Annotated in this window: 17 protein-coding genes and 1 tRNA gene; 4 read left to right on the top strand and 14 right to left on the bottom strand. The window is 67.6% G+C overall.

The window, feature by feature from the left end:
- Positions 1–17 precede the first annotated feature (17 nt).
- From A7X97_RS00290 to A7X97_RS00315, 6 genes are all read right to left on the bottom strand, one after another.
- A complete protein-coding gene (locus A7X97_RS00290) occupies positions 18–572 on the bottom strand; it encodes a NuoB/complex I 20 kDa subunit family protein (protein WP_005417936.1) in 555 nt (184 codons plus the stop codon).
- Entirely contained in the window at positions 563–919 is a 357-nt protein-coding gene (locus A7X97_RS00295) for an NADH-quinone oxidoreductase subunit A (RefSeq protein ID WP_005417937.1), read from the bottom strand. The genes A7X97_RS00290 and A7X97_RS00295 overlap by 10 nt, the downstream gene beginning before the upstream one ends.
- A 111-nt stretch (positions 920–1,030) precedes the next feature.
- Positions 1,031–1,115, bottom strand: a tRNA-Leu gene (locus A7X97_RS00300).
- 51 nt (positions 1,116–1,166) lie between these two features.
- Positions 1,167–1,604, bottom strand: coding sequence for a preprotein translocase subunit SecG (gene secG, locus A7X97_RS00305; RefSeq protein WP_111007444.1), 438 nt, complete (start codon positions 1,602–1,604; stop codon positions 1,167–1,169).
- Between the two features lie 31 nt (positions 1,605–1,635).
- Positions 1,636–2,391 carry a triose-phosphate isomerase gene (tpiA, locus tag A7X97_RS00310; protein WP_072168490.1) on the bottom strand — a complete coding sequence of 252 codons (756 nt, stop codon included), beginning with the start codon at positions 2,389–2,391 and terminating at the stop codon, positions 1,636–1,638.
- 628 nt (positions 2,392–3,019) lie between these two features.
- Positions 3,020–3,997 carry an isopenicillin N synthase family dioxygenase gene (locus tag A7X97_RS00315; protein ID WP_049414703.1) on the bottom strand — a complete coding sequence of 326 codons (978 nt, stop codon included), beginning with the start codon at positions 3,995–3,997 and terminating at the stop codon, positions 3,020–3,022.
- A 150-nt stretch (positions 3,998–4,147) separates the two neighbouring features.
- Here A7X97_RS00315 and A7X97_RS00320 point away from each other — a divergent pair, with 150 nt between their 5' ends.
- Genes A7X97_RS00320 through A7X97_RS00330 form a run of 3 tightly spaced genes read left to right on the top strand, consistent with a single transcriptional unit; the run spans position 4,148 to position 8,041 of the window.
- Positions 4,148–6,025: a DUF3413 domain-containing protein gene (locus A7X97_RS00320; protein WP_072168492.1), complete on the top strand. Its 1,878-nt coding sequence runs from the start codon at positions 4,148–4,150 to the stop codon at positions 6,023–6,025.
- Positions 6,026–6,045: 20 nt separating this feature from the next.
- The gene (locus A7X97_RS00325; RefSeq protein ID WP_088497825.1) at positions 6,046–7,191 is read left to right on the top strand and encodes a glycosyltransferase family 4 protein; all 1,146 of its coding nucleotides are present in this window, start codon (positions 6,046–6,048) and stop codon (positions 7,189–7,191) included.
- Positions 7,184–8,041 carry a polysaccharide deacetylase family protein gene (locus tag A7X97_RS00330; RefSeq protein ID WP_061480014.1) on the top strand — a complete coding sequence of 286 codons (858 nt, stop codon included), beginning with the start codon at positions 7,184–7,186 and terminating at the stop codon, positions 8,039–8,041. Before A7X97_RS00325 ends, A7X97_RS00330 begins: the two co-directional genes overlap by 8 nt.
- 81 nt (positions 8,042–8,122) lie before the next feature.
- Here the strand turns inward: A7X97_RS00330 and glmM are convergent, their stop codons facing one another.
- The 5 genes from glmM to trpB form a co-directional block, all read right to left on the bottom strand.
- Positions 8,123–9,484, bottom strand: coding sequence for a phosphoglucosamine mutase (glmM, locus tag A7X97_RS00335; RefSeq protein WP_072168494.1), 1,362 nt, complete (start codon positions 9,482–9,484; stop codon positions 8,123–8,125).
- Complete coding sequence (gene accD / locus A7X97_RS00340; RefSeq protein WP_005417947.1) at positions 9,484–10,359, bottom strand: acetyl-CoA carboxylase, carboxyltransferase subunit beta; 876 nt, start codon at positions 10,357–10,359, stop codon at positions 9,484–9,486. Before accD ends, glmM begins: the two co-directional genes overlap by 1 nt.
- Positions 10,360–10,574: 215 nt before the next feature.
- Complete coding sequence (gene trpA, locus A7X97_RS00345) at positions 10,575–11,384, bottom strand: tryptophan synthase subunit alpha (protein WP_005417949.1); 810 nt, start codon at positions 11,382–11,384, stop codon at positions 10,575–10,577.
- 1 nt (position 11,385) lies between these two features.
- The gene (locus A7X97_RS00350) at positions 11,386–12,066 is read right to left on the bottom strand and encodes a hypothetical protein (RefSeq protein ID WP_072168496.1); all 681 of its coding nucleotides are present in this window, start codon (positions 12,064–12,066) and stop codon (positions 11,386–11,388) included.
- Entirely contained in the window at positions 12,063–13,280 is a 1,218-nt protein-coding gene (gene trpB, locus A7X97_RS00355; protein ID WP_072168497.1) for a tryptophan synthase subunit beta, read from the bottom strand. The genes A7X97_RS00350 and trpB overlap by 4 nt, the downstream gene beginning before the upstream one ends.
- A 97-nt stretch (positions 13,281–13,377) precedes the next feature.
- On the opposite strand from trpB, the gene A7X97_RS00360 reads away from it, so the two are divergent.
- Positions 13,378–14,265: a LysR family transcriptional regulator gene (locus tag A7X97_RS00360; protein ID WP_072168498.1), complete on the top strand. Its 888-nt coding sequence runs from the start codon at positions 13,378–13,380 to the stop codon at positions 14,263–14,265.
- Between the two features lie 71 nt (positions 14,266–14,336).
- On the opposite strand, the gene A7X97_RS00365 is transcribed toward A7X97_RS00360, so the two are convergent.
- From A7X97_RS00365 to A7X97_RS00375, 3 genes are read right to left on the bottom strand one after another with little or no spacing between them, the layout of a single operon-like run.
- Positions 14,337–15,446 (bottom strand): toxic anion resistance protein, encoded by a 1,110-nt coding sequence (locus A7X97_RS00365; protein ID WP_088497826.1) that lies wholly within the window; start codon positions 15,444–15,446, stop codon positions 14,337–14,339.
- A 44-nt stretch (positions 15,447–15,490) separates the two neighbouring features.
- Entirely contained in the window at positions 15,491–16,198 is a 708-nt protein-coding gene (locus A7X97_RS00370; RefSeq protein ID WP_088497827.1) for a cell division protein FtsY, read from the bottom strand.
- Positions 16,195–21,582, bottom strand: coding sequence for a DNA repair ATPase (locus A7X97_RS00375; protein WP_111007445.1), 5,388 nt, complete (start codon positions 21,580–21,582; stop codon positions 16,195–16,197). Before A7X97_RS00375 ends, A7X97_RS00370 begins: the two co-directional genes overlap by 4 nt.
- Positions 21,583–21,613: the final 31 nt, after the last annotated feature.

Genomic DNA, 21,613 nt, shown 5'->3' on the forward strand with positions numbered 1-21,613 from the left:
CTAGTCAGGTGAAGGGGTCAGCGGGCGATGGTCTGTGTACGCCAGATCTTCTTCTGCAGCTGCAGGATCCCGTACACCAGCGCCTCGGCGGTCGGCGGGCAGCCCGGGACGTAGACGTCCACCGGCACCACGCGATCACAGCCGCGCACCACAGAATAGGAGTAGTGGTAGTAGCCGCCACCGTTGGCGCAGCTACCCATCGAGATGACCCACTTCGGGTCCGGCATCTGGTCGTAGACCTTGCGCAGCGCCGGGGCCATCTTGTTGACCAGGGTACCGGCCACGATCATCACGTCGGACTGACGCGGCGACGGGCGGAACACCACGCCGTAGCGATCCAGGTCCAGGCGCGCGGCGCCGGCGTGCATCATCTCGACGGCGCAGCAGGCCAGGCCGAAGGTCATCGGCCACATCGAGCCGGTGCGCGCCCAGTTCAGCAGTGCGTCGACGCTGGTGGTGACGAAGCCCTTTTCCAGCAGCGGGTTGTCGCCTTCCGGCCGCAGGATGTCATCAACCCGGCCTTCCGGCGACGGATTGTTCATGAGGCCATCGAGAGTCTGAATCACTCCCATTCCAGCGCTCCCTTCTTCCAGACGTAAATGAAACCGAGGAACAGCATGCCGACGAACAGGCCCATGGTGACCAGCGAACGGGCGCCCAGTTCCATGAAGACCTGGGTCCACGGCACGATAAAGATGATTTCCAGGTCGAAGACGATGAACTGGATCGCGATCAGGTAGTAGCGCACGTCGAACTTCATGCGCGCGTCTTCGAAGGCTTCGAAGCCGCACTCATACGGCGACAGCTTTTCCAGATCGGGGCGGCGGGGACCGAGGAATCGACCAACCAGCATCAGCGTAACGCCGATACCGGTGGCAACGATCAGAAACAGCAGAGACGGCAAATATTCGGCCAGCACAGCGATTCTCTCTTGCCTCTGCCGCTGCGCCTGCAGGCGCTTTGGCATGGGGGAGTGGACGGGAACCTGCCTGGCGCCTTGCGCGCCAGACGAACCCGCTTTACTTACAAATGGTGCCCAAGAGGGGACTCGAACCCCTACGACTTGCGTCGCTACCACCTCAAGGTAGTGCGTCTACCAATTCCGCCACCTGGGCAAACGATCACATCAGACTATCTTTCCGATGCGCCGCGTATTGTAACCGGCTTCAGTCTTTCTGGGAGCCTTCCGAAGGCTTTTCTTCACCAGAAACCGAAGATTCCGCCTGAGCCGGCACATTGGCGGCCGGAACCGGGGCTGCCGGGACCGCATCGGCCTTCGGGACGGCCGGCAGCTCGCCCGTCGGCGCCGCCGGAGCGGTCGCTGCCGGGGCGGACATCAGACCCAGATCCTGGTCGGCCGCCGGACGGGTGCCGTGACCGGCATACCAGGCCATGAAGAGGCTGATGCCAAAGAACACGACAGCCAGCCACTTGGTCGACTTGGACAGGAAGTTCGAGGCGCCACGCGCACCGAACACCGTGCCCGAGGCACCGGCACCAAAGCCCGAACCTGCCGCCGCACCCGAGCCACGCTGCATCAGGATCAGCGCGATCATGGCCACAGCGACCAGCACGTAGACGACATTGAGGATCAACATCAGCATTGGAAACCGCCCTCGGACAATACTTCTAGGATTAGTTCGCGGCCGCCGCCCGTGCGATGGCCAGGAAGTCCGCGGCCACCAGGGAGGCGCCGCCGACCAGCCCACCATCGACATCCGGCTGCGCGAACAGTTCCCCGGCATTGTCGGGCTTCACGCTACCGCCGTAAACAATGGGCAGTGAATCGGCGATTCTAGCATCGATACGCGCGACTTCGCCACGGATGAACGCGTGCACCTGCTGCGCCTGCTCCTTGCTGGCGGTACGGCCGGTGCCGATGGCCCAGACCGGCTCGTAGGCGACCACGGCGCTGGCGAAACCGGCCGCACCGGCCAGTTCCAGTACCGGCGCCAGCTGGCTGGCGATGACCGTTTCGGTCTGCCCGGCCTCCCGCTGTTCCAGGGTCTCGCCCACGCACAGCACCGGGACCAGGCCAGCATGCTGGGCGGCGGCGAACTTGCGCGCGACCAGCTCGCTGCTTTCATGGTGGTACTGGCGGCGCTCGGAGTGGCCGACCAGACCATAGCGGGCCCCGACCTCAACCAGCATGGCTGCGCAGACCTCGCCGGTGTAGGCGCCCTTCTCGTTGCTGCTGACGTCCTGTGCACCAAAGGCCAGGCCGGTCGCGCCGAAGTCCTCGACCAGCTCGCCCAGGTACGGCAGCGGCGGCAGGATCACCACGTCCACGCCCTCCAGTGGCAGCCCGGCGGCCACCTGCTCCAGCAGTTCATTGGCGAATTGACGGCTGCCGTGCAGCTTCCAGTTTCCGGCGACGATCTTGCGGCGCATGAGCGGGTGGCTCCTGTGTGAAGTCAGCCGGTCATGATACCCGCTACGGCAAAAATCCGTTTCTGTGTAAGCGGTTACATGGGTTTTCAGCCAACGGCGCAGCCCCTCGTGGCGGGGGTCGGGTTGGTCGCGGAGAGCCCGGCTGGATCTGGGGCTTGGCCGCGGCATGGTTGCCGCGAACACCCCCGTCATCCCCGCCCGCCCGGCCTCTGACACATTCCGACGGTTCCGCCCGCCACGGAAAGAAAAAAGAAGAGCAAGAGCAAAAGCGGCATTCCGGGTGCCCTGCCCCACTTCGATCTGACAGATCTCATCCACGCATGGCGTGGATCTACCGTGTCGACCAAGGTCGACACCTACCGAGAATCGGGATTTACCCACCGTCACCGGGAAACTGTCGGGGGTGGGGCGGTGTGGGTTGGCAGGACCGTTGGCGCCATGGATGGCGCCATCGAGCTCCCATGGACGGGTTCACGGCGTGTCCTGCCAACCCACGCCGCCCCGCTCAACCGGCACGAATCCAGAGCCGCTTTGGCTTTGGGCTTGCTGGCCAGCGGCCGGCACTACTGCGGGCGCAGGGTGCGACCCTGCAAAAAACAAGGCCGCCTTTCGGCGGCCTCACTTCTCTTTACTTCAGCTTGATCTCGCGCAGGCGCTCCTCGAGGAAGCCGTGGGCGGTGATCGGCTCCGGGTACCGGCTCGGGTTCTCCGGGGTGATGCACGAGGGCAGCACGTCGATCAGGAAGTCCGGGTTCGGGTGCAGGAAGAACGGCACCGAGTAGCGCGGCTGGCGCGCCAGCTCGCCCGGAGGATTGACCACGCGGTGGATGGTCGACGGATACACATGGTTGGTCAGGCGCTGCAGCATGTCGCCGATGTTGACCACGATGGTGTCCGCGTCCGAGGTGAACGGCACCCACTCGCCGTCGTGCGACTGCACTTCCAGGCCCGCGGCACTGGCACCCACCAGCAAGGTGATGAAGTTGATGTCGCCATGAGCACCGGCACGAACGTTCGGGATGTCGTCGGTGGTGATCGGCGGGTAGTGGATCGGGCGCAGGATCGAATTGCCGAAGTTGGTCTTGTCGGCGAAGAAATTCTCCGGCAGGCCGATGTGCAGGGCGAGCGCCGACAGCACGCGCGACCCCAGGTTGTCCAGCGCCTGGTACAGGCCGTACCCCCGCTCGCGGAAGCCCTCTACTTCGGTCGGCCACAGGTTCGGCGCCATCACGTCACGGTACTTGGAGTCGTCGGCGATCTCGCGGCCGATGTGCCAGAACTCCTTCAGGTCGAAGTGCTTGGAGCCCTTGGCGGTCTCCACGCCGAAGGGGGTATAGCCGCGGGCCCCGCCGCTGCCAGGCACGTGGTACTTGCGCTTGACCTCTTCCGGCAGGGCGAAGAAGGCCTTGAAGGCATCGTAGGCCGCGTCGATGTCGGCCTGCGGGATGCCGTGGTTGCGGATGCCCGCGAATCCCCATTGGCGATAGGCCGCGCCCAGCTCGGCCACGAAGGCCTCGCGGTCGCTGTCGAAACGGGTGATGTCGAGGGTGGGGATCTGGCTCACAGCGGTTCCTGGCTTGTCATTGGGTCTGGGGGGCCAGCGCATTCATGGCCCGCCTGAACATTGTGACAGATCGCCCGGGGGACGCCACTCGATACGAAGAAACAAACCGATACAATGCGCGACCCGCGCGCGGATTAACGCTTCCGTCACGTGGGGCCCGACCTTTTCCCCGCTCCCTGAATCCGCTTCGCCATGTCTGCAGCCGCCCCTGCCGCACTCGCCCTTGAAGGCTTCACCCGGCGTTGGCGCCGGCTGGCCTGGTGGTCGCTGTTCGTCGCCGGCAATGCGGTCCTGGCTGCGGCGATCGCACTGGGCAACGTGCCGCTGCGGGACAATCCAGGCGGCAGCGCGGGCCTGGCCTACCTCGCGATCGCCCTGCCCGGCCACCTGCTCGCGTTCGGCGCGCTGGCCGGCCTGCTGCCGTTGCTGCTGGGGCTGTGGCCACGCACTGCCCGTACGCTGAGCATCAGCGCCGTTCTCCTGCAGGGCCTGTGGCTGTGCCTGCTGCTGGTCGACGCCAAGGTGTTCACCCTGTACCGCTTCCACCTCAACGCCATGGTCGTGAACATGGTGTTCGGCGGCGCCCTGCAGGACCAGGTCGCCCTGTCCTGGAAGACCTGGCTGCAGGTCGCGCTGCTGGTCGCCGCGGTCTTCGCCGCCGAAGGCCTGCTGGCCTGGGCGTGCTGGAAGCTGCTGCCGGCAGTGCCGCGCCGGCGACGGGTGCTGCAGGCGTGGGCAGCGGTCGCGCTTCTGATGGCCGGCGGCCAGGTGGCCACCGCCTACTACGACGCCCGCGGCGACCGCGATGTGATCGCGCAGTGGAACTACCTGCCGTGGGCGCAACCGATCACCGCCAAGAGCTTCATGCGGCGCCTGGGCGTGGTCAGCCAGCAGCAGGCCGGCCTGCCCGACCCGCGCCATGCGCAGCTGCAGTACCCACTGCACCCGCTGCGGTGCCAGAACCCGCATCGTCCCAATGTGCTGATGGTGGTGCTGGAATCGCTGCGCCAGGACGTGCTGACACCGCAGCTGATGCCCAACACGTCGGCGCTGGCGCAGGACGCGCGCGTGTTCGACCAGCACTTCAGCACCGGCAATGCCACCCGCTACGGCCTGTTCGGGCTGCTGTACGGCCTGCCCGGTGGTTACTGGCCAAGCATGCTCGACGAGCAGCGCGGCTCGCAGCTGTTCCAGGTGCTGGGCCAGCAGGGCTACGACCTGCACCTGTACGGCAGTGCGCCGTTGTACAGCCCGGAATTCGATCGCACGGCATTCGCCGATGTGCGCGACCAGCTGCACCAGGGGCCATCGGCACTGAAGTCCGACGGCCGCGACCGCGCGATCATCAGTGCACTGCAGCAGGACATCCGCGCCAGCCAGGCGGCGCAGCGCCCGTGGTTTGGCTTCGTGTTCCTCGACTCCACCCACGCGCCGTACCACATGCCCGATGGTTACCCGCCCGTGGCGACGCCGATGGCTGCGGACATCGACTTCCTCAAATTCGGCCCGGAGCATGACCCGACGCCGGAACTCAACCGCTACCGCACCGCCGTGCACTACGCAGACAGCCTGATCGGCTCGCTGCTGGACGACCTGCGCGCACAGGGCCTGGCCGAGGACACCATCGTGCTGGTCACCGGCGACCATGCCGAAGAGTTCAACGACCTCAAGCTGAACTATTGGGGCCACAACGGCAACTTCTCCGACTACCAGCTGCAGGTCCCGTTCGTGCTGCATTGGCCAGGCAGGGCCGCTGGCCGCGACGCCCGCACCAGCTCGCACGAAGACTGGGTACCGACACTGATGCGCCATGCGCTGGGCTGCGAGAACGCGCTGAGCGATTACAGCACCGGCCAGGACCTGCTGGCCGAACCGCAGGGCCCGCGTGCCCTGGTGGTCGAAAGCTGGTCGCAGCGCGCGATACGCCATGGCGACGCGATCTACGTGTTCGACAAGTTCGGCAACGCCACAGCGCTGGACCGGCACTACCTCCCGCTGCCCCAGCAGGCCCCTGATGCGGCTGCCGTACGCACTGCATGGGAAGCGTTGACCCGCTTCCGCAATCGTTGACCTTCAAGGATCGATCCCGCATGAACCGTCCGCTGCGCATCCTGCACACCGAAGCCGCCAAGGGAATGGGCGGACAGGAGATCTACATCTTCCGCCACATGCAGGTGATGCGCGCGCGTGGCCATGAGGTGGCGCTGCTGTGCCAGCCCGAAGCGCGACTGGCCAAGCTGGCACGCGACGACGGTTTCACCGTACACACCCTGCGCATGGGGGGCCTGCTGCGCCTGCTGCGCGGCATCTGGTCGGTCTCGCGCCTGGTGCGTCGCGAGCGCTACGACGTGGTCAACACCACCAGCCGCCGTGACGCGCTGATCGCCGCCGCCGGTGCACGCCTGGGCGGCACACCGCTGGTAATACGCTCGCGCCACCTGATGAGCCCGGTCAACTCGCTGCTGACCTATACCGGCCTGCCGCACCGGGTGATGACCGTCAGCAGCTTCGTCAAGCAGCTGCTGACGGAGCGCGGCATTCCGGCCGAGCACATCGGTATCGTGCCGCCAATTGCAGTCCCGCCGCGCTGGAGCGAGATCCGCAAGGCCGATCCCTGGCAATGCCTGCAGGAGGTGCGCGCGGAGGTGCGCGCCGAGCTCGGTTTCGGCGAGCAGGACATCGTGGTCGGTTGCGTGGCGGTGCTGCGCGGACCCAAGGGCCATGCCGACCTCCTGCAGGCGATGGTGCCGCTGTGCAGGACGCATCCGAACCTGCACCTGGTGGTGATCGGCGATGGCCAGCCGGTCATGGATCGGCTGCAGGCGCTGCGCGACGAGCATGGGCTGCAGCAACAGGTCCACCTGCTCGGCTATCGTGACGGCGCGTGCCGGCTGATGGCCGGCTTCGACATCTTCGCGCTGGCTTCGCACAAGGAAGCGGCCGGTACCGTGTTGCTGGAGGCTGCCTATGTCGGGGTACCGATCGTGGCCACGCGCGTAGGTGGCGTGCCGGAGATGGTGGTCGAGGGCAGCAATGCGATCCTCACCCGATTGGGCGACAATGCAGCCCTGACAGGCGCACTGCGCCTGCTGGTGGAAGATCCGGAACGGCGGCGGCAGATGGGCCGCGCCGGGTGGGACTGGATGCACAGCGCGCACCGGTTCACCCCCGATGGCCACGGTGAGACCACCGAACACTACTACCGCCAGTGGCTGAAGGAGCTGGGACATGGCTGATGCCCGAACCGTACCGGTGCTCATGCACCACCACGTCAGTCCGTCGCCGGGCATGATCACCGTGTCACCGGAAAATTTCGAAAGCCAGATCGCCTGGTTGGCCGGCAACGGCTGGACTTCGCTGACACTGGACCAGTACGCCGGCTTCCTGGCCGGCAAGCCGGTGCCGCGCAAGTCGATCGTGATCACCTTCGACGATGGCTACCTGGACAACTGGGTGTATGCGCACCCGATCCTGCAGAAGTACGGCATGCACGCAGTGGTGTTCGTGGTCACCGGCTGGATGGGTGAAGGCCCGGAGCGGCCCCACGCGGGGCTTGCCGGGGCAGTGCTGCCTGCCACGCCGGACCACCGCGGTTGCGAAGCGGCGATCTACGAGCAGAACCGCAGCGACGACGTGATGATGCGCTGGAGCGAAGCGCGCGCGGCCATCGCCGCCGGCACCTTCGAAGTGCATTGCCACACCCATACCCACACCCGCTGGCTGCGCCGCGACGACCTGGACCGCGCACAGCGCCGTGCGGGCCTGAGCCACGACCTGGCAGTCTCGCGCGAAGTCCTGCGGGACAAGCTCGGCGAGGTGTCCGATACGCTGTGCTGGCCTTACGGCGATTTCGACCAGGACCACATCGAGGTGGCACGCGAGCACGGCTTCCGCTACCTGCACACCACCCACCCGTTCGGCCGTAACGTGGTCGGCGGCGATCCGGAACGCATCTACCGCTTCGCGATCCGCAACCGCCCGGCGAGCTGGTTGCGCAAGCGCATCGCCCAGAGCTACACCCCCCTGATCGCGCCGCTGTTCAATGGCTTCAAGGCGCGGCAGAAGAAGATGGTGCCGGGGCCGTGAGCCTCGCGCAGCCTTGCCGCCTGAACGAAAAAACGCCCCGGCATTGCGGGGCGTTTCTGTTTGGACAAATGCACAGCTGCCTTAGGCGGCGGCTTCACGGACCGCTGCAGACAGGCGGTCCAGCGTGTCCTGCATCAGCGTTGCATCATCGGCCTCGACCGTGACACGCACCACCGGCTCGGTACCGGACGGGCGCAGGAACGCACGGCCACGGCCGGCCACTGACTGCTGCGCGACGGCCAGCGCGGCCTGCACGCTGTCGGCCTGCACGGTGGCCTTGGCCGAGACATTGCCCAGCCGCACGTTGACCGTCTTCTGCGGCACCCGCACCAGCCCCTTCAATGCCTGGCGCAGGGTCTGCCCGCTGTTGCGCAACGCCACCAGCACCTGCAGCGCACTGACGATGCCGTCACCGGTGGTGGCCCGATCCAGGCACAGCAGGTGGCCGGAGGCTTCGCCGCCGAGCACCCCACCGCCTTCGATCAGCGCCTGGTGCACATAGCGATCACCGACATTGCTGCGCACGAACGGAATCTGCAGATCGGCGAAGGCCTTCTCCACGCCGTAGTTGCTCATCAGCGTGCCGACCACCGGGCCGCGCAGGCGGCCTTCGGCTTTCCATGCCCGGGCCAGGATGTAAAGCAGGTCGTCGCCGTCGACCGGGTTGCCCTGGTCGTCGGCCATCAGCACGCGGTCGCCGTCGCCGTCGAAGGCAATGCCGAGATCGGCGCGGGTTTCGCGGACCTTGGCCGCGAGATTGTCGATATGGGTGGAGCCCACGCCGGCGTTGATGTTGACGCCGTTTGGCTCGGCGCCAATGCCGATCACCTCGGCACCCAGCTCGCGGAACAGCAGCGGTGCGATCTGGTAGGTGGCGCCGTGCGCGCAGTCCAGCACCAGGCGTACGCCACGCAGGTCGAACGCGCGCGGCACGCTGGCCTTGCAGAACTCGATGTAGCGGCCGACCGCCTCGCGGCCACGCGACGCCTTGCCCAGCTTCTCTGATTCGACGGTGGTGAACGGAACGTCCAGCGCCGCTTCGAGGGCAAGCTCGGTGGCATCGTCGAGCTTCTCGCCCTGGGCGGAGAAGAACTTGATGCCGTTGTCGTAGTGCGGGTTGTGCGAGGCACTGATGACGATGCCGGCATCCACGCCCAGCGTACGGGTCAGGAACGCCACCGCCGGCGTCGGCATCGGCCCCAGCAGCTGCACGTCGGCACCGGCGGCCACCAGGCCGGCTTCCAGCGCCGCCTCGAACATGTAGCCGGAAATGCGGGTGTCCTTGCCGATCACAACGATCGGCCGGCGCCCGTCCTGGCCGCGCTGGGCGACCAGGACACGGCCCAGGGCGTTGCCCAGGCGCAGCACGAAGTCGGCCGAGATCACGCCCTGGCCGACCCGGCCACGGATGCCATCAGTACCAAAGTACTTGCGGCCTCCCATCAAGCCACCTCCGGCGCCGGCTGACGGCCCAGCATCGCCAGCAGGTCGGACAGGCGGTCGCGCAGCTCGCGGCGATCGCAGATCTGGTCGATGGCACCATGTTCGAGCAGGAACTCCGAGCGCTGGAAGCCTTCCGGCAGTTTCTCGCGCACGGTCTGCTCGATCACTCGCGGGCCGGCGAAGCCGATCAGCGCCTGCGGTTCGGCGATGTTGATGTCGCCCAGCATCGCAAAGGAGGCCGAGACACCCCCGGTGGTCGGATGGGTCAGCACCGAGATGTACGGCAGCCCGGCTTCACGCAGCTTGCCCAGCGCGGCCGAGGTCTTGGCCATCTGCATCAGCGAGAACAGGCCTTCCTGCATGCGGGCGCCACCGCTCTGCGAGAAGCACACGTAGGGCGCCCCGATCTCGACTGCGGTTTCTGCGGCCAGTGCGAAACGCTCGCCGACCACCGAGCCCATCGAGCCGCCCATGAAGGCGAAGTCGAAAGACGATGCCACCAGCGCACGGCCCTTGAGCAGGCCGCGCATGGCGATCAGCGCGTCGTACTCGCCGGTATTCTTCTGCGCGATCTTGATGCGCTCGCTGTACTTCTTCTGGTCCTTGAACTTGAGCAGGTCGGTCGGCCCCAGGCGCGCACCGATCTCGGTGGTGCTGTCGGCGTCGAACAGGGCGGCCAGGCGCGCGCGCGCGCGGATCGCCATGTGATGGCCGCACTTCGGGCAGACTTCCAGGTTCTCTTCCAGTTCCGGACGGTACAACGCGCTGCCGCAGTTGCTGCACTTTTCCCACAGGCCCTCGGGGACACTGCGCTTCTTGCTGGGGGTGTTGTCGGTGCGGATGCCGGACGGCATCAACTTGCTGAGCCAACTCATGCGGGAGGACACTTCCGTTCAGGGCGGCCCTGGGGCCGCAAAGGCGGACAGTCTAGCTCCGCTTTCCCCGCCCGTGCACCCCCTTGCCAGCCGCGGGGCAGCGGGAAAAAACCATGCTGGGACGTACGTTTAGGTGCTGGACGGTGCCCGCCGCCGGCCGGCAGCCTTTGCACGCCAGCCATCAGGAGGACGCCGGCCAGCGGCCGGCAGTCCTGTTACGCGTCCAGCGCCTGCCGCAGCGGGGCGAGGAAGGCCCGGGCGCGCTGCACCGCGTCTTCCGCCGAGCCCGCTTCCGCCAGCGCCGCCACCAGCGCGCTTCCGACCACCACGCCATCGGCCTGGCGGGCCATGGCCGCGGCACTGGCGGCATCCTTGATACCGAAGCCCGCCACCACCGGCACCGATGCGCGCGCGCGCAACGCCTGCAGGCGGGTACTGGCGGCATCGCTGTCCAGGCGCTCGGACGCGCCGGTGACACCGGCAAAGCTGACGTAGTAGAGATAGCCACGGGCCAGCGCCAGCAGCTTGTCGGCTCGCGCCTCGCTGGTGGTCGGCGACGCCAGCAGGACCAGTGCAAGGCCGGCTGCGTCGAACGCCTGCTGGGCATCGCCCGCTTCTTCCGGCGGCAGGTCGACCAGCAGCACGCCGTCCACGCCGGCGTCGACGGCGGCCTTGGCGAAGGCCGCGTAGCCATGGATCTCCACCGGGTTGAGGTAGCCCATCAGCACCACGGGGGTCTGCGCATCGCGTTCGCGGAACTGCGCCACGGCCTGCAGGACGTAGCGGCTGCCGGCGCCGCGTGCCAGCGCGCGCTCGGAGCTGCGCTGGATGGTCGGGCCATCGGCCATCGGGTCGGAAAACGGCACGCCCAGTTCGATCACGTCGGCGCCGGCCTCGACCAGTGCGTGCATGACCGGCACGGTCGCCTCCAGCGAGGGATCACCGGCGGTGACGAAGGGAATCAGCGCCTTGCGCTGCTGTTCGCGCAGACGCAGGAAACAGGCATCGAGTCGGGATACGGGCATTTCAGGCACATCCTTCAATCAGTTCAATCGCATCGCTGGTTCCCCAGTACATCCGGGTGACCTTCCCTTCAAACAGTTCCAGGCGGATGCCCAGGTCCGAACCCGGGTCCTGCCAGGTGAGGTACTCGCCCTGGTCACCGTCGTAGGCATGCGGGCTGGATACCGGCGGCTTCGGGAACTGCGCCATGGCCTGGGCACGGGTCATGCCGATGCGCAGGCCGAAGGGACCGGGCTGTTCAACCGGCAGCTCCGGGTCGTCGCCCGGCTTCAGATCAAATCGGACCACGCGGTCGTCGTCAGTCATCATCGACACGCCCGGCGGCAACCCCCTGCCGTCGTAGTACTCGCAGTCGCCTTCGAAGAACTCTTTCGCGCCCTGTGCCTTCCACGGCCCCAGTGACTTCAGGTCCCCCATGTGCTGGCCAACCAGCACTTCGCCGGCATGGTCCAGTGCAACCGAGGCGACGGCGGGGGCGTTGTCGCCGTTGCTCTCTTCCGCAGACGGCGGATCGACGATCGGCGTACGCGCCATCGGGTCGAGGTCATCGTTGGCGGCCGGCTGCCGTGCGGGCTGCGCGGTGGCTTTGGCAGCCGGCGCAAGCACTGGCGGTTCCGGCGGCTGGCACGCGGCCAGGCCCAGCACCAGCAGAAGCACCCCGCTGTTCCGCAGCAGCGCGCTCACAGCACCAGCCCTTCGCGAGCGGCGATGGTGTGCACGTCCTTGTCGCCACGGCCGGACAGGTTGCACAGCACGATCTGGTCACGCGGACGCTCACGCGCCAGCTTGATCGCCTGTGCCAGTGCGTGGCTGGACTCCAGTGCCGGCAGGATGCCCTCGGTATGCGCCAGCAGGTGGAAGGCCTGCAGCGCTTCTTCATCAGTGATGCCGAGGTAGCGCGCACGGCCGGTATCGGCCAGGAAAGCATGCTCCGGGCCGACGCCCGGATAGTCCAGGCCGGCCGACACCGAGTGGGTCTCGATGATCTGGCCGTCGTCGTCGCACAGCACATAGGTGCGGTTGCCATGCAGCACGCCCGGCCGACCGGCGGCGATCGATGCGGCGTGGCGGCCGGTGCCGATGCCGTCGCCGGCGGCTTCGGCGCCGACGATCTCGACCTGGCGATCGTTGAGGAAGGCGTGGAACAGGCCGATGGCGTTGCTGCCGCCGCCGACGCACGCGGTGATCGCATCGGGCAGGCGGCCATACTCGGCCAGCATCTGCTCGCGTGCCTCGCGGCCAACGATGGCGTTGAAGTCACGGACCATGCGCGGATACGGATCCGGGCCGGCCACGGTGCCGATGATGTAGAAGGTGTCCTGCACGTTGGTCACCCAGTCGCGCATCGCTTCGTTGAGCGCGTCCTTCAGGGTGGCCGAGCCGGAGGTGACCGGCACCACCGTCGCGCCAAGCAGCTTCATGCGGTAGACGTTGATCTTCTGCCGCTCGATGTCGGTGGCGCCCATGTACACCACGCATTCCAGGCCCAGGCGGGCGGCAACGGTGGCACTGGCAACACCGTGCTGGCCGGCACCGGTCTCGGCGATGATGCGCTTCTTGCCCATCCGCGCGGCCAGCAGCGCCTGGCCGATGGTGTTGTTGATCTTGTGCGCGCCGGTGTGGTTCAGGTCTTCGCGCTTGAGCAGGATCTGCGCGCCGCCGACATGGTCGCTCAGGCGCTGGGCGTGGTAGATCGGGCTCGGCCGGCCCACGTAGTGGGCCAGGTCGCGGTCGTAGGCAGCCTGGAATGACGGGTCCTGGCGGGCCTGGTCATAGGCCTGGGCCAGTTCCTGCAGCGGACCCACCAGGGTTTCGGCAACGAAGCTGCCGCCGTAGCGGCCGAAATGGCCCTGGGCATCCGGGAAGGCGTGGTAGTCGGCAATGGGGGAGGCAGACATGGAAGCGACCGCTGGTTCGAGACAGGTGGATACTCTAGCGCACGGGTCTTGACCGGAAAATGGATATTATCTGGCGCATATCGTCAGGAAATCTCACATGAGCCGTTCCCTGCTGCCGCCACTCAATGCGCTGCGTGCGTTCGAGGCCACCGCCCGTCTCGGCGGCGTCGGCCGCGCCGCACACGACCTGCATGTCACCCACGGTGCGGTCAGCCGGCAGCTGAAGCTGCTGGAAGACCATCTCGGCCTGGCGCTGTTCCAGCGTGCCGGTCGCGGCCTGCGCCTGACCGCTGCGGGCACGCGGCTGCAGGCAGCGTGCAGCGAGGCCTTCGGCGGCATCGAAGACTGCGTGCGCGAACTGCGGCGGCCGGCGGCGGCCCCGGCGCTGGTACTGGGCTGCAGCGGCAGCGTGCTGGCGCGCTGGATGATCCCGCGCCTGCCTGCGCTGCAGGCCGCCCTGCCCGGCGTGCGCCTGCAGTGGTCAGCGCTGGATGGCAGCTTCACCGAGGCACAGGCGGCACTGGATGCGGTACTGCTGCTGGCACAGGGGCCGTGGCCCCGGGGCTGGCAGGTGCGTGAGCTGGCCCCGGAACGGGTCGGCGTGGTAGTGGCCCCCTCGCATCCGGCCGCGCAGCGCCTGCGGCATGTACCGCCCTCGGCGCTGCTGCAGGAGACGCTGCTGCACACCAGCTCACGGCCGCAGGCGTGGCCGGCGTGGGCGCAGGCGCACTCTCTGGACCCCGCGAAGCTGCAGCTGGGCACGGCCTTCGAGCATCTGTACTACCTGCTGGAGGCAGCGGTGGCCGGGCTGGGCCCGGCGATCGCACCCGAGCCACTGGTGGCCGAGGACTTGGCCGCCGGACGACTGGTCGCGCCGTGGGGGTTTGCCGCCACTGGTGGTTTCTGGGTGCTGGCGCAACCGGACGGACCACCTGATGCGCGCGTGGATGCGCTCGCCGACTGGCTGGGCCAGCAACTCCGATGACAACAAAAAGGGGACGGAGGGAATTAAGTCGCAAGTGGCACAAACGACTTAATTCCCTCCGTCCCCTTTTTTCAGCTGGCGGTCGGTGTGGCCAGGCGCTGCTGCAGGTCTTCGCGCAGGCGCGACAGCTCCGCTTCCGCCTGCTGCCGCTGCTGCATCCCTTCGCGATGGATGCTGCGCACTTCTTCCACCGTGGCGATCAGCTGGTCGTGTACATGGCGCAGCGTGGCAACGTCGATCACGCCGCGCTGGTTGCTGCGCGCGGTATCCACCGAGGCCTGGCGCAGCAGGTCGGCATTGCGGCGCATCAGTTCGTTGGTGGCGTCATCGATGGCCGTGGACAGTTCGACCGCAGCCTTCTGTTCGCCCAGCGAGAGCTGGATGGCGAACTGGCGCTTCCATGACGGAATGGTGATGTCGCGGACGGTGTTGAACTTCTCGATCAGCTGCAGCGCGTTGGCCTGGATCAGGCGGATCATCGGCAGCGACTGATCGGCGGCGTGCTGCATCAGCTGCAGGTCGGACACGCGCTTCTCGATCAACCGGATCGCATTGTCGATCTCGCCCTGGCGGATGCGCTGCTGGGGGTCCTCGCTGGCCTGCCCGGCCAGCTGTTCGGCCTGCAGTTCGGCCAGCCGCTGCTTGCCCGCTGCCGCATACAGGCCGAGCGCACGACGTTCTTCGCGGACGATATCGTGCATGCGGTCGAACTCGCCCACGCGCTTGCCCATCAACGCCTGCTGCACGCCGACGTCGGCCAGCAGCTGTTCGATCTGCGCGTTGGTGTCGCTGAACTTCTGCACCAGCTCGCCCTTGGAGGCGCGCATGCGGTCGATCAGGCCACCGATCACCGGCACCTTCGAACGCTGGGCGAAGCCATCCAGCTTCAGGCTGCGCGCGATGCGCACCACCTCGCCCAGCTTCTCGCCACTGGCATCCAGGTCACGATTGCGCACCTGGTCCAGCAACTGGCTGGAGAACGCGGCGGTGCGCGTGGCCGCCTCGCGGCCGAACACCTGCAGGTTGCCCGGGCGCAGATCGTCCAGTTCCAGACGGATCTCGGCGATGCGCGGCAGATCCTCGCGGACCAGCCCAAGCGCCTGCAGTGCACCTTCGTCGAGCGCAGTGGCGGTGGTCGTGCCGGGTACGAGGGCACCGGGGGTCCGGCTGTCCTGGGTCATCGGGCAGTCTCCTTGCAGTTGGGTAAGCGGCAGCGGCGGCCGGCTCAAGGCAGTCTAGCCTGAGCCGCGGCCACCTCGTCATCGATCTGTGCGTGCAACGTGGCAGCCTTGCCGGCCAACGCAGCGCCCGCAGCGGCCTGGCCCGCCAGTGCAGCCTGCCGCCAGGCAGGCAGCAGCACGTCATGGATGCGCGCGAAGCGTTGCAGCAGCATGTTGTCCTGGTCCTGCAGCAGCTGCCATTGGCCGGCTTCCAGGCGGCGCAGCGAGGCCAGCCGGCGAAGATGATCCAGCCGGTGCGACAGCGCGGCCTGACCGGCGATATCCAGCGTCGTCAGCCGCGACGCAGCCAGTTCGGCCCAGCCGTCCAGCGCCGCGGCCGCCGCGGAATGCTCAACGATGGCCATGGCCCGCAGCTGCATGTGCTGCTTCAGGTGCTGGGCCTGCTCACGCGCCTGCAGGGCCAGTACGCCCAGCTGCGACTGCAGCGCGTGCCCTTCTGCTTCGCGAGCGACATCGCGCCCCAGCAGCCGTCCCCACCAGCCTTCCTGCTGCCGGATCTGCGCCGGGTTGCCGGCCTGCAGGGCCAGCGCGATGCGCGCAAGCGCAGCCACCAGGCGCTCGCCCGCACCCGGTGGCAACGGCGTTTCGCGCCGCGCCAGCGCCTGCAGCAACGGCGCACCATAGTCGGCCAGCTCAGCGACATCGACCGTATCCGGCAGCATCGGTGGCGGCAGTGGCACGCGCGTGGTCACGGCAGCGGCGGCGGCTTCGGCGTGGATGCCGGCATGCCATCGCCGTCTTCCGGTGGCAATGACTCGCCGTAGAAGTGGCGCATCAGCGCCTCATCCAGCGCCCGCTCCTCCGGCGTCGCGGCGCGGCGCACGCGCGCGCGCTGCGCCACCACAGCGCTCGGCGTGCCCCGCTCGACCTGCTGTCGCGCCCAGCCGGCGAACGCGGCCAGGGTCTGCGACACCTGCACCTGCTGCGCCTGCGATGCCGCCAGCAGCTCCACCAGCGGCGCCAGGCCCGCCTGCAGGTCGTCGGCCAAGGCCGTGGCCGGCACGCCGGGGGCTGCCGCGACCGGCGCCGGCGCAGCGGCCGGACGCGCCTCTGAAAGGCGATGCAGGGCCTCCAGCAGCGCCGGCCACGGCGCCGGGTCCGCAACGGCGATCGCTTCCGGCGCGGGCGGTGGCAGCTGCAGCGCGGTGGCGATATCGGCCAGCTGCGCCACCACGCGCCCGCCGACATCGCTGTCGTCGGCCCCCATGGCCTTGTTGCGCAGGAAGTCGCGCTTGATCTGTGCCCAGCGCTGCGCCTGCGTGTCATCCAGTACGCCGCGCAGTTCGGCCAGCTTCAACAGGTTCTCTTCGGCACCGGTGGTCAGCAGCTGCGCCTCGCCCAGGTAGTGGTCGGAGATCAACTGCTGCAGTTCGTCCTCGTTCATCACCGGGGAGATCTTCTCGGCCAGCTTGTTCATGTTGCGGTAGCTGCCTTGCAGGCGGAACGGCGGCTCGGTGCGGTAGCGGTCGTCCTGTGCGGCGCTGGCGATGTACTGCTGGTTGACCCGGTAGACCACGTCACGCACACGCAGCATGCGCTGCAGGGTGGCGGTGATCTCGTTGATCTCCGCGCTGCTGTAGGCGTGGCTGAGGCCGTTGGTCGAGACCTCCTTGCCCATCGCGCGGTCGACCAGTACATACAGGTCGGCCATGTCGCGCGTGGCCAGCGGCGCCAGCACCGGATTGGAGGTCAGGCTGTTCTCGATGTAGCTGAGGGTGAAGGCGGCCTCCATGCCACCGAGCACGTCACCGAGGTTGTAGATGTCGGCACGGTTGGCCAGCATGTCCGGAATCTTGAACACCTCGCCGGACTCGGTGTACGGGTTGCCGGCCATCACCACGCAGAACTTCTTGCCGCGCATGTCGTAGGTGCGGGTGCGACCGCGCCACACGCCCTCGATACGGCGGGTGCCATCGCACAGCGAGATGAACTTCTGCAGGAACTCGGGATGGGTGTGCTGGATGTCGTCCACATACAGCATGGTGTTGTTGCCCATTTCCAGCGCCAGGTTGAGCTTCTCCAGCTCCTGCCGCGAGGTCGCGTCCGGTGCCTGGGCCGGGTCCAGCGAGCGCACCTCGTGGCCCAGCGCCGGGCCGTTGATCTTCATGAAGACCAGGCCCAAGCGGTGCGCCACGTATTCCATCAGCGTGGTCTTGCCATAGCCCGGGGGCGAAATCATCATCAGCAGGCCCATCAGGTCGCTGCGCTTGTTCTCGCCGACCGTGCCCATCTGCTTGGCCAGGTTGTCACCGATCACGCCCAGGTAGACATCGTTGATCAGCTTGTTGCGTACGAACGAGGACAGCGGCCGCGCCTTGAACTCGGAAAGCCGCAGGGTCTCGCGCTCGCGACCGATGATGCCCTGGCGCAGCGCCTGGTAGGCATGAAACGCTGGCACGAAATGACGCAGGTGCTGCTGCAGGCGCGCGAGGAAATCATCCAGCGATACCACCAGCGCGCCATTGCTGATGCGTGCGTGTTCACCCAGCAGGCCATTGACCTCCGCCTGCAGTGCGGCATCGCTGGCACGGGTGCGCAACTGGCGCTGCACCAGCAGCAACGCGGCGGCTTCGTCGACATAGCCGGCATGCTGCGCATGCGCCGGCATCCGCGCCACTGCGCGCAGCCACTGCCCAGCCAATGACCAACGCGTAGCCAGTGGATCCTGGCCGCGCTGCAGGGCACGCTCGACCGCCTCACGCTGCCCCGCCTGTTCCAGCTGCTCGGCCAATGCCTCCAGCAGCGCCACCGCGTGGCGGCTGCTGCTGAACACCGGATCGCCCGCCGCCAGTTCTTCGCCCAGATAGGCGGCTGCAGCCTCCGCGGCATCGGCATCGAACGGCAACGCGTGGGACTGCGCATACCCCAGCAGCGCCTCGGCCATTTCTGTGCGCAACGCCAGGCGCCCTTCGTCGGACCCCAGCAGGCGTGCCAGCGCCTCGGCGCCCACCTGCCGCGCCGGCCATTGCGCCACCGCTTCGCGCCGCTGCTCAGCGGCCCAGAACAGCAACGCCAGCGCACGCACCCGCGGTGCGTGACGCAGGCTGCCGGCCGCCTGCTGCAAGGGCAGTAGCGCACGCAGGATCAGTGCCGCATCGTGGTCATGGATGCCACGCTCGTAGCCTTCGCGATAGCGTGGTGCGGCGAACGCACGCACACGCTGATCCAGCGCTTCCGGGTTGGCGACGTCGTGCTGCAGCGCAGCCAGATCGAGGCCATCGCGCCCCTCCTGCGCGGCCAGCAGCAGGCTGCCGGCCAGATACTCGCCGCGATACAGCGTGGGCGATTCCGAGTCGAGGGTGACCGGCCAGAACGGCTTGAGTGCGTCCAGCTCCGGATCGTGCAGGGTCTCCAGGAAGTCGGTGCCGGTCAGATGGATGGCCAACGTGTCGCCACGCGGCAACAGGGTCAGGTCCAGTGCCTGCGTATTGACGCTGAAGCGATGGCGCGGGCCCAGCCGCACCACGTTGCCGCCGGCTTCGTACAGGTCACTGCGGTCGCGCAGCTGGCGCACCGCCTGGTCACGCACGCCCTTCAGCCGCGCCTCGATGTCGTCGGCCTTGACGTTGTCGTGCAGCGTGCGCAGGCGCTCGGCCAGCTCACGCAGCTTGAGGATCAGCGGATCACCGGCAAAGAACGCGTTGAGCTCATCGGCGGTGGCGAAGCGCTCGGTGCGCCTGGCCAGGCCGTCGAGGATCCGATTGGCCGCATCCAGTACCGAGCGCGCCTTGCGCTGGCGGTCATCCAGCAACGCCTGCTTGTGCGTTTCGAAGGCCTCGACCAGCTCTTCGCGCTTGCTCAGGATGTCGCCGAGGAACTGCTCGTGTTCGCCGAACTGGCTCTCCAGTTCCTCCAGCTGCACCAGCAGGCGCGACAACTGCTCGTCGGCACGTTCGGGATCGGTGGCCAGCGCCAGCGCGCTGGTGATCGACTGCGAGAACAGCGCGAACTGGGCGGCGAACTGCGCCACGGCCTCGGCCGAACCGAGTGACCTGCGGCGCTGGTCAGCACGCGCGCGCGCCTGGTTGAGGCGACCGTACAGCACCGAGATCGACTCGACCACGCGGGTGCGGGCAGTGGCATCGTCCACCTTCAGGCCGGCCATCAGCTCGGACAGCATGTCCAGGTCGGACGCCATGCCACGCAGGCCTTCCAACTGCTCGTCCAGCTGGCGCGCCGTCTGTGCCTGCTGCGCGGCATCATCCAGCGCCTGCAGGCGCGTGGCCAGCGGCGCCAGCGCTTCCTCGCCAGCGAGGAAGTCACCGGTGGCGGCGCCAACACGGTCCTGTGCCTCCACCAGTTCGACGGTCATCGCCTCGATGCGCGCGGTGTCGATGTAGCGCAGCTCGCGGAGGGTCAGCAGCCGCCCGCGCAATGCGGTGATCGCGTTGAGGGCCTCGACGAAGGCCTGCACCTCGCTCCAGTTCTGCGGTTGCAGCCGGCCCAGCAGCGCCTTGTGCGCGGCCTCGGCCTCCCGCATCGCCTGTGCCGATTGCTGACGGATCGACTGCACCTTCTCGTACTCGTCCAGCACCGATTCGCCGGTCGCGCTGATCTGCCGCAGCAGCGCCTCGGCGCCATCGCAGGCCGCGTCACCCAGCCAGTGGTGCGCATCGAACAGACGCCGCGTATCGGCCACCAGGCGCTGGTAGCGCTGTACCGACACGTCCTGGCCATCGATCTCGCGCGCCAGGTTGAACAGGTTGGAAATGCCGCGCACCAGCTCGGCGTTGCCGATGCGGCCCATGAACGTGTTGCCGGGCGGCCGGTTGGCGGCGAACTCGTCACTGCTGAACGGCGTCTGCCAGACCTGCATCGGATGGATGCGGGTCGGTTCGCTGCCCTCGGCATGGAACAGCACCATGCGCCCGTCCTGCATCAAGGCGTAGCCATGGCCGAACACCGGGTTCTGCAGCACGCGCTGGATGGTGTTGTAGACGAACAGCGCCGAGCGCCCGCCTTCGCGCTCGTAGAAGATGTACAGCACGTCCTCGCCGTTTGGCGAACGGATGCTGCGCTTGAACTGCATGCCGGCCATCGAGGCATCAAATGCCTTGTGCTCGCCGCCCTGCAGGTAATAGCCACCCGGGAAGATCACGCCATGGTCTTCGGGCAGCTGCACGCAGGCCTGCACGATCGCATCATTGCGCACGATGCCGCCGGTCAGCGTGTTGTAGATCAGGCCGCGCCATTCGGTCTCGCGGTACGGCAGCACCTTCAGCAATACCAGCGAGCCGACCCGGGCGAACTCGAACTGGGCGTCGTCCAGCGACTGCGTGCTGTCCTCCACGGGTTCGCTGTAGATGCCCTGCCCGGTTTCGGTGTTGTTTTCGACCTTGATGGTGAGGTCGCCGCCGGTGGTCTCCACGAACAGGGTGTCGAGGATGTTCAGGTGCGAATGGCGGCCGTTGACCGCCAGGTCGCGGGTCGCCCGGGTCCATTCGAAGTCGAATGGTGGCGGCAGTGCGATATCGCGCTCACCGCGCGCATCCAGGTAGGTCAGCTCGCCCTCGCGCGACAGCGCCCAGCGGAACACGCGCACGTCGCTGCTGCGCTCGCCGATCTGGAACGAGGCCAGCAGCTTGTCGCCGACCACGATCAGCTGCAGCAGGCGCGCGTGCTTGTAGTAGGCATACAGCTCGTTGAAATCGTGCACGAAGCCGGGCTGGTCGAGAAAGCTGCCCTTCAGCTCCAGGGCAGCGACGTCGTAGCCATCGCTGCCCTGCACCAGCCGGTACAGGCCGAACACATCCTCGATGCGGGTCTGGGTCTTCAACCCGATGAACACGTTGTAGCCGAACAGCAGGCGGTCCGGGCCCACCTGCACGATGTCACGGCCGACGCAGTTGTTGTCGCTGCGGATGCGGAAGCGCCCGACCACCTCCAGGCGGCTATCGCCGAACTCGGCCAGGCGCTGGCGGTTGAGTGTTTCGGCCAGGCCCTGCAGGCGCTGGCCCTGCTCGGCCAGGCGGCGGCGCAGGACTTCGTAGGCGCCGCCCTGGGCGACAGCCTGGTCGACGGTGCTGCCGCCGGCCTCCGGCGCAGTGGATTCGGCGGACGGATGGGTTTCAGACATCAGCAGGTTTCCGGCTCACGGGCGGACGGCC

The organism is Stenotrophomonas sepilia, assembly GCF_003244875.1.
GTDB lineage: Bacteria > Pseudomonadota > Gammaproteobacteria > Xanthomonadales > Xanthomonadaceae > Stenotrophomonas > Stenotrophomonas sepilia.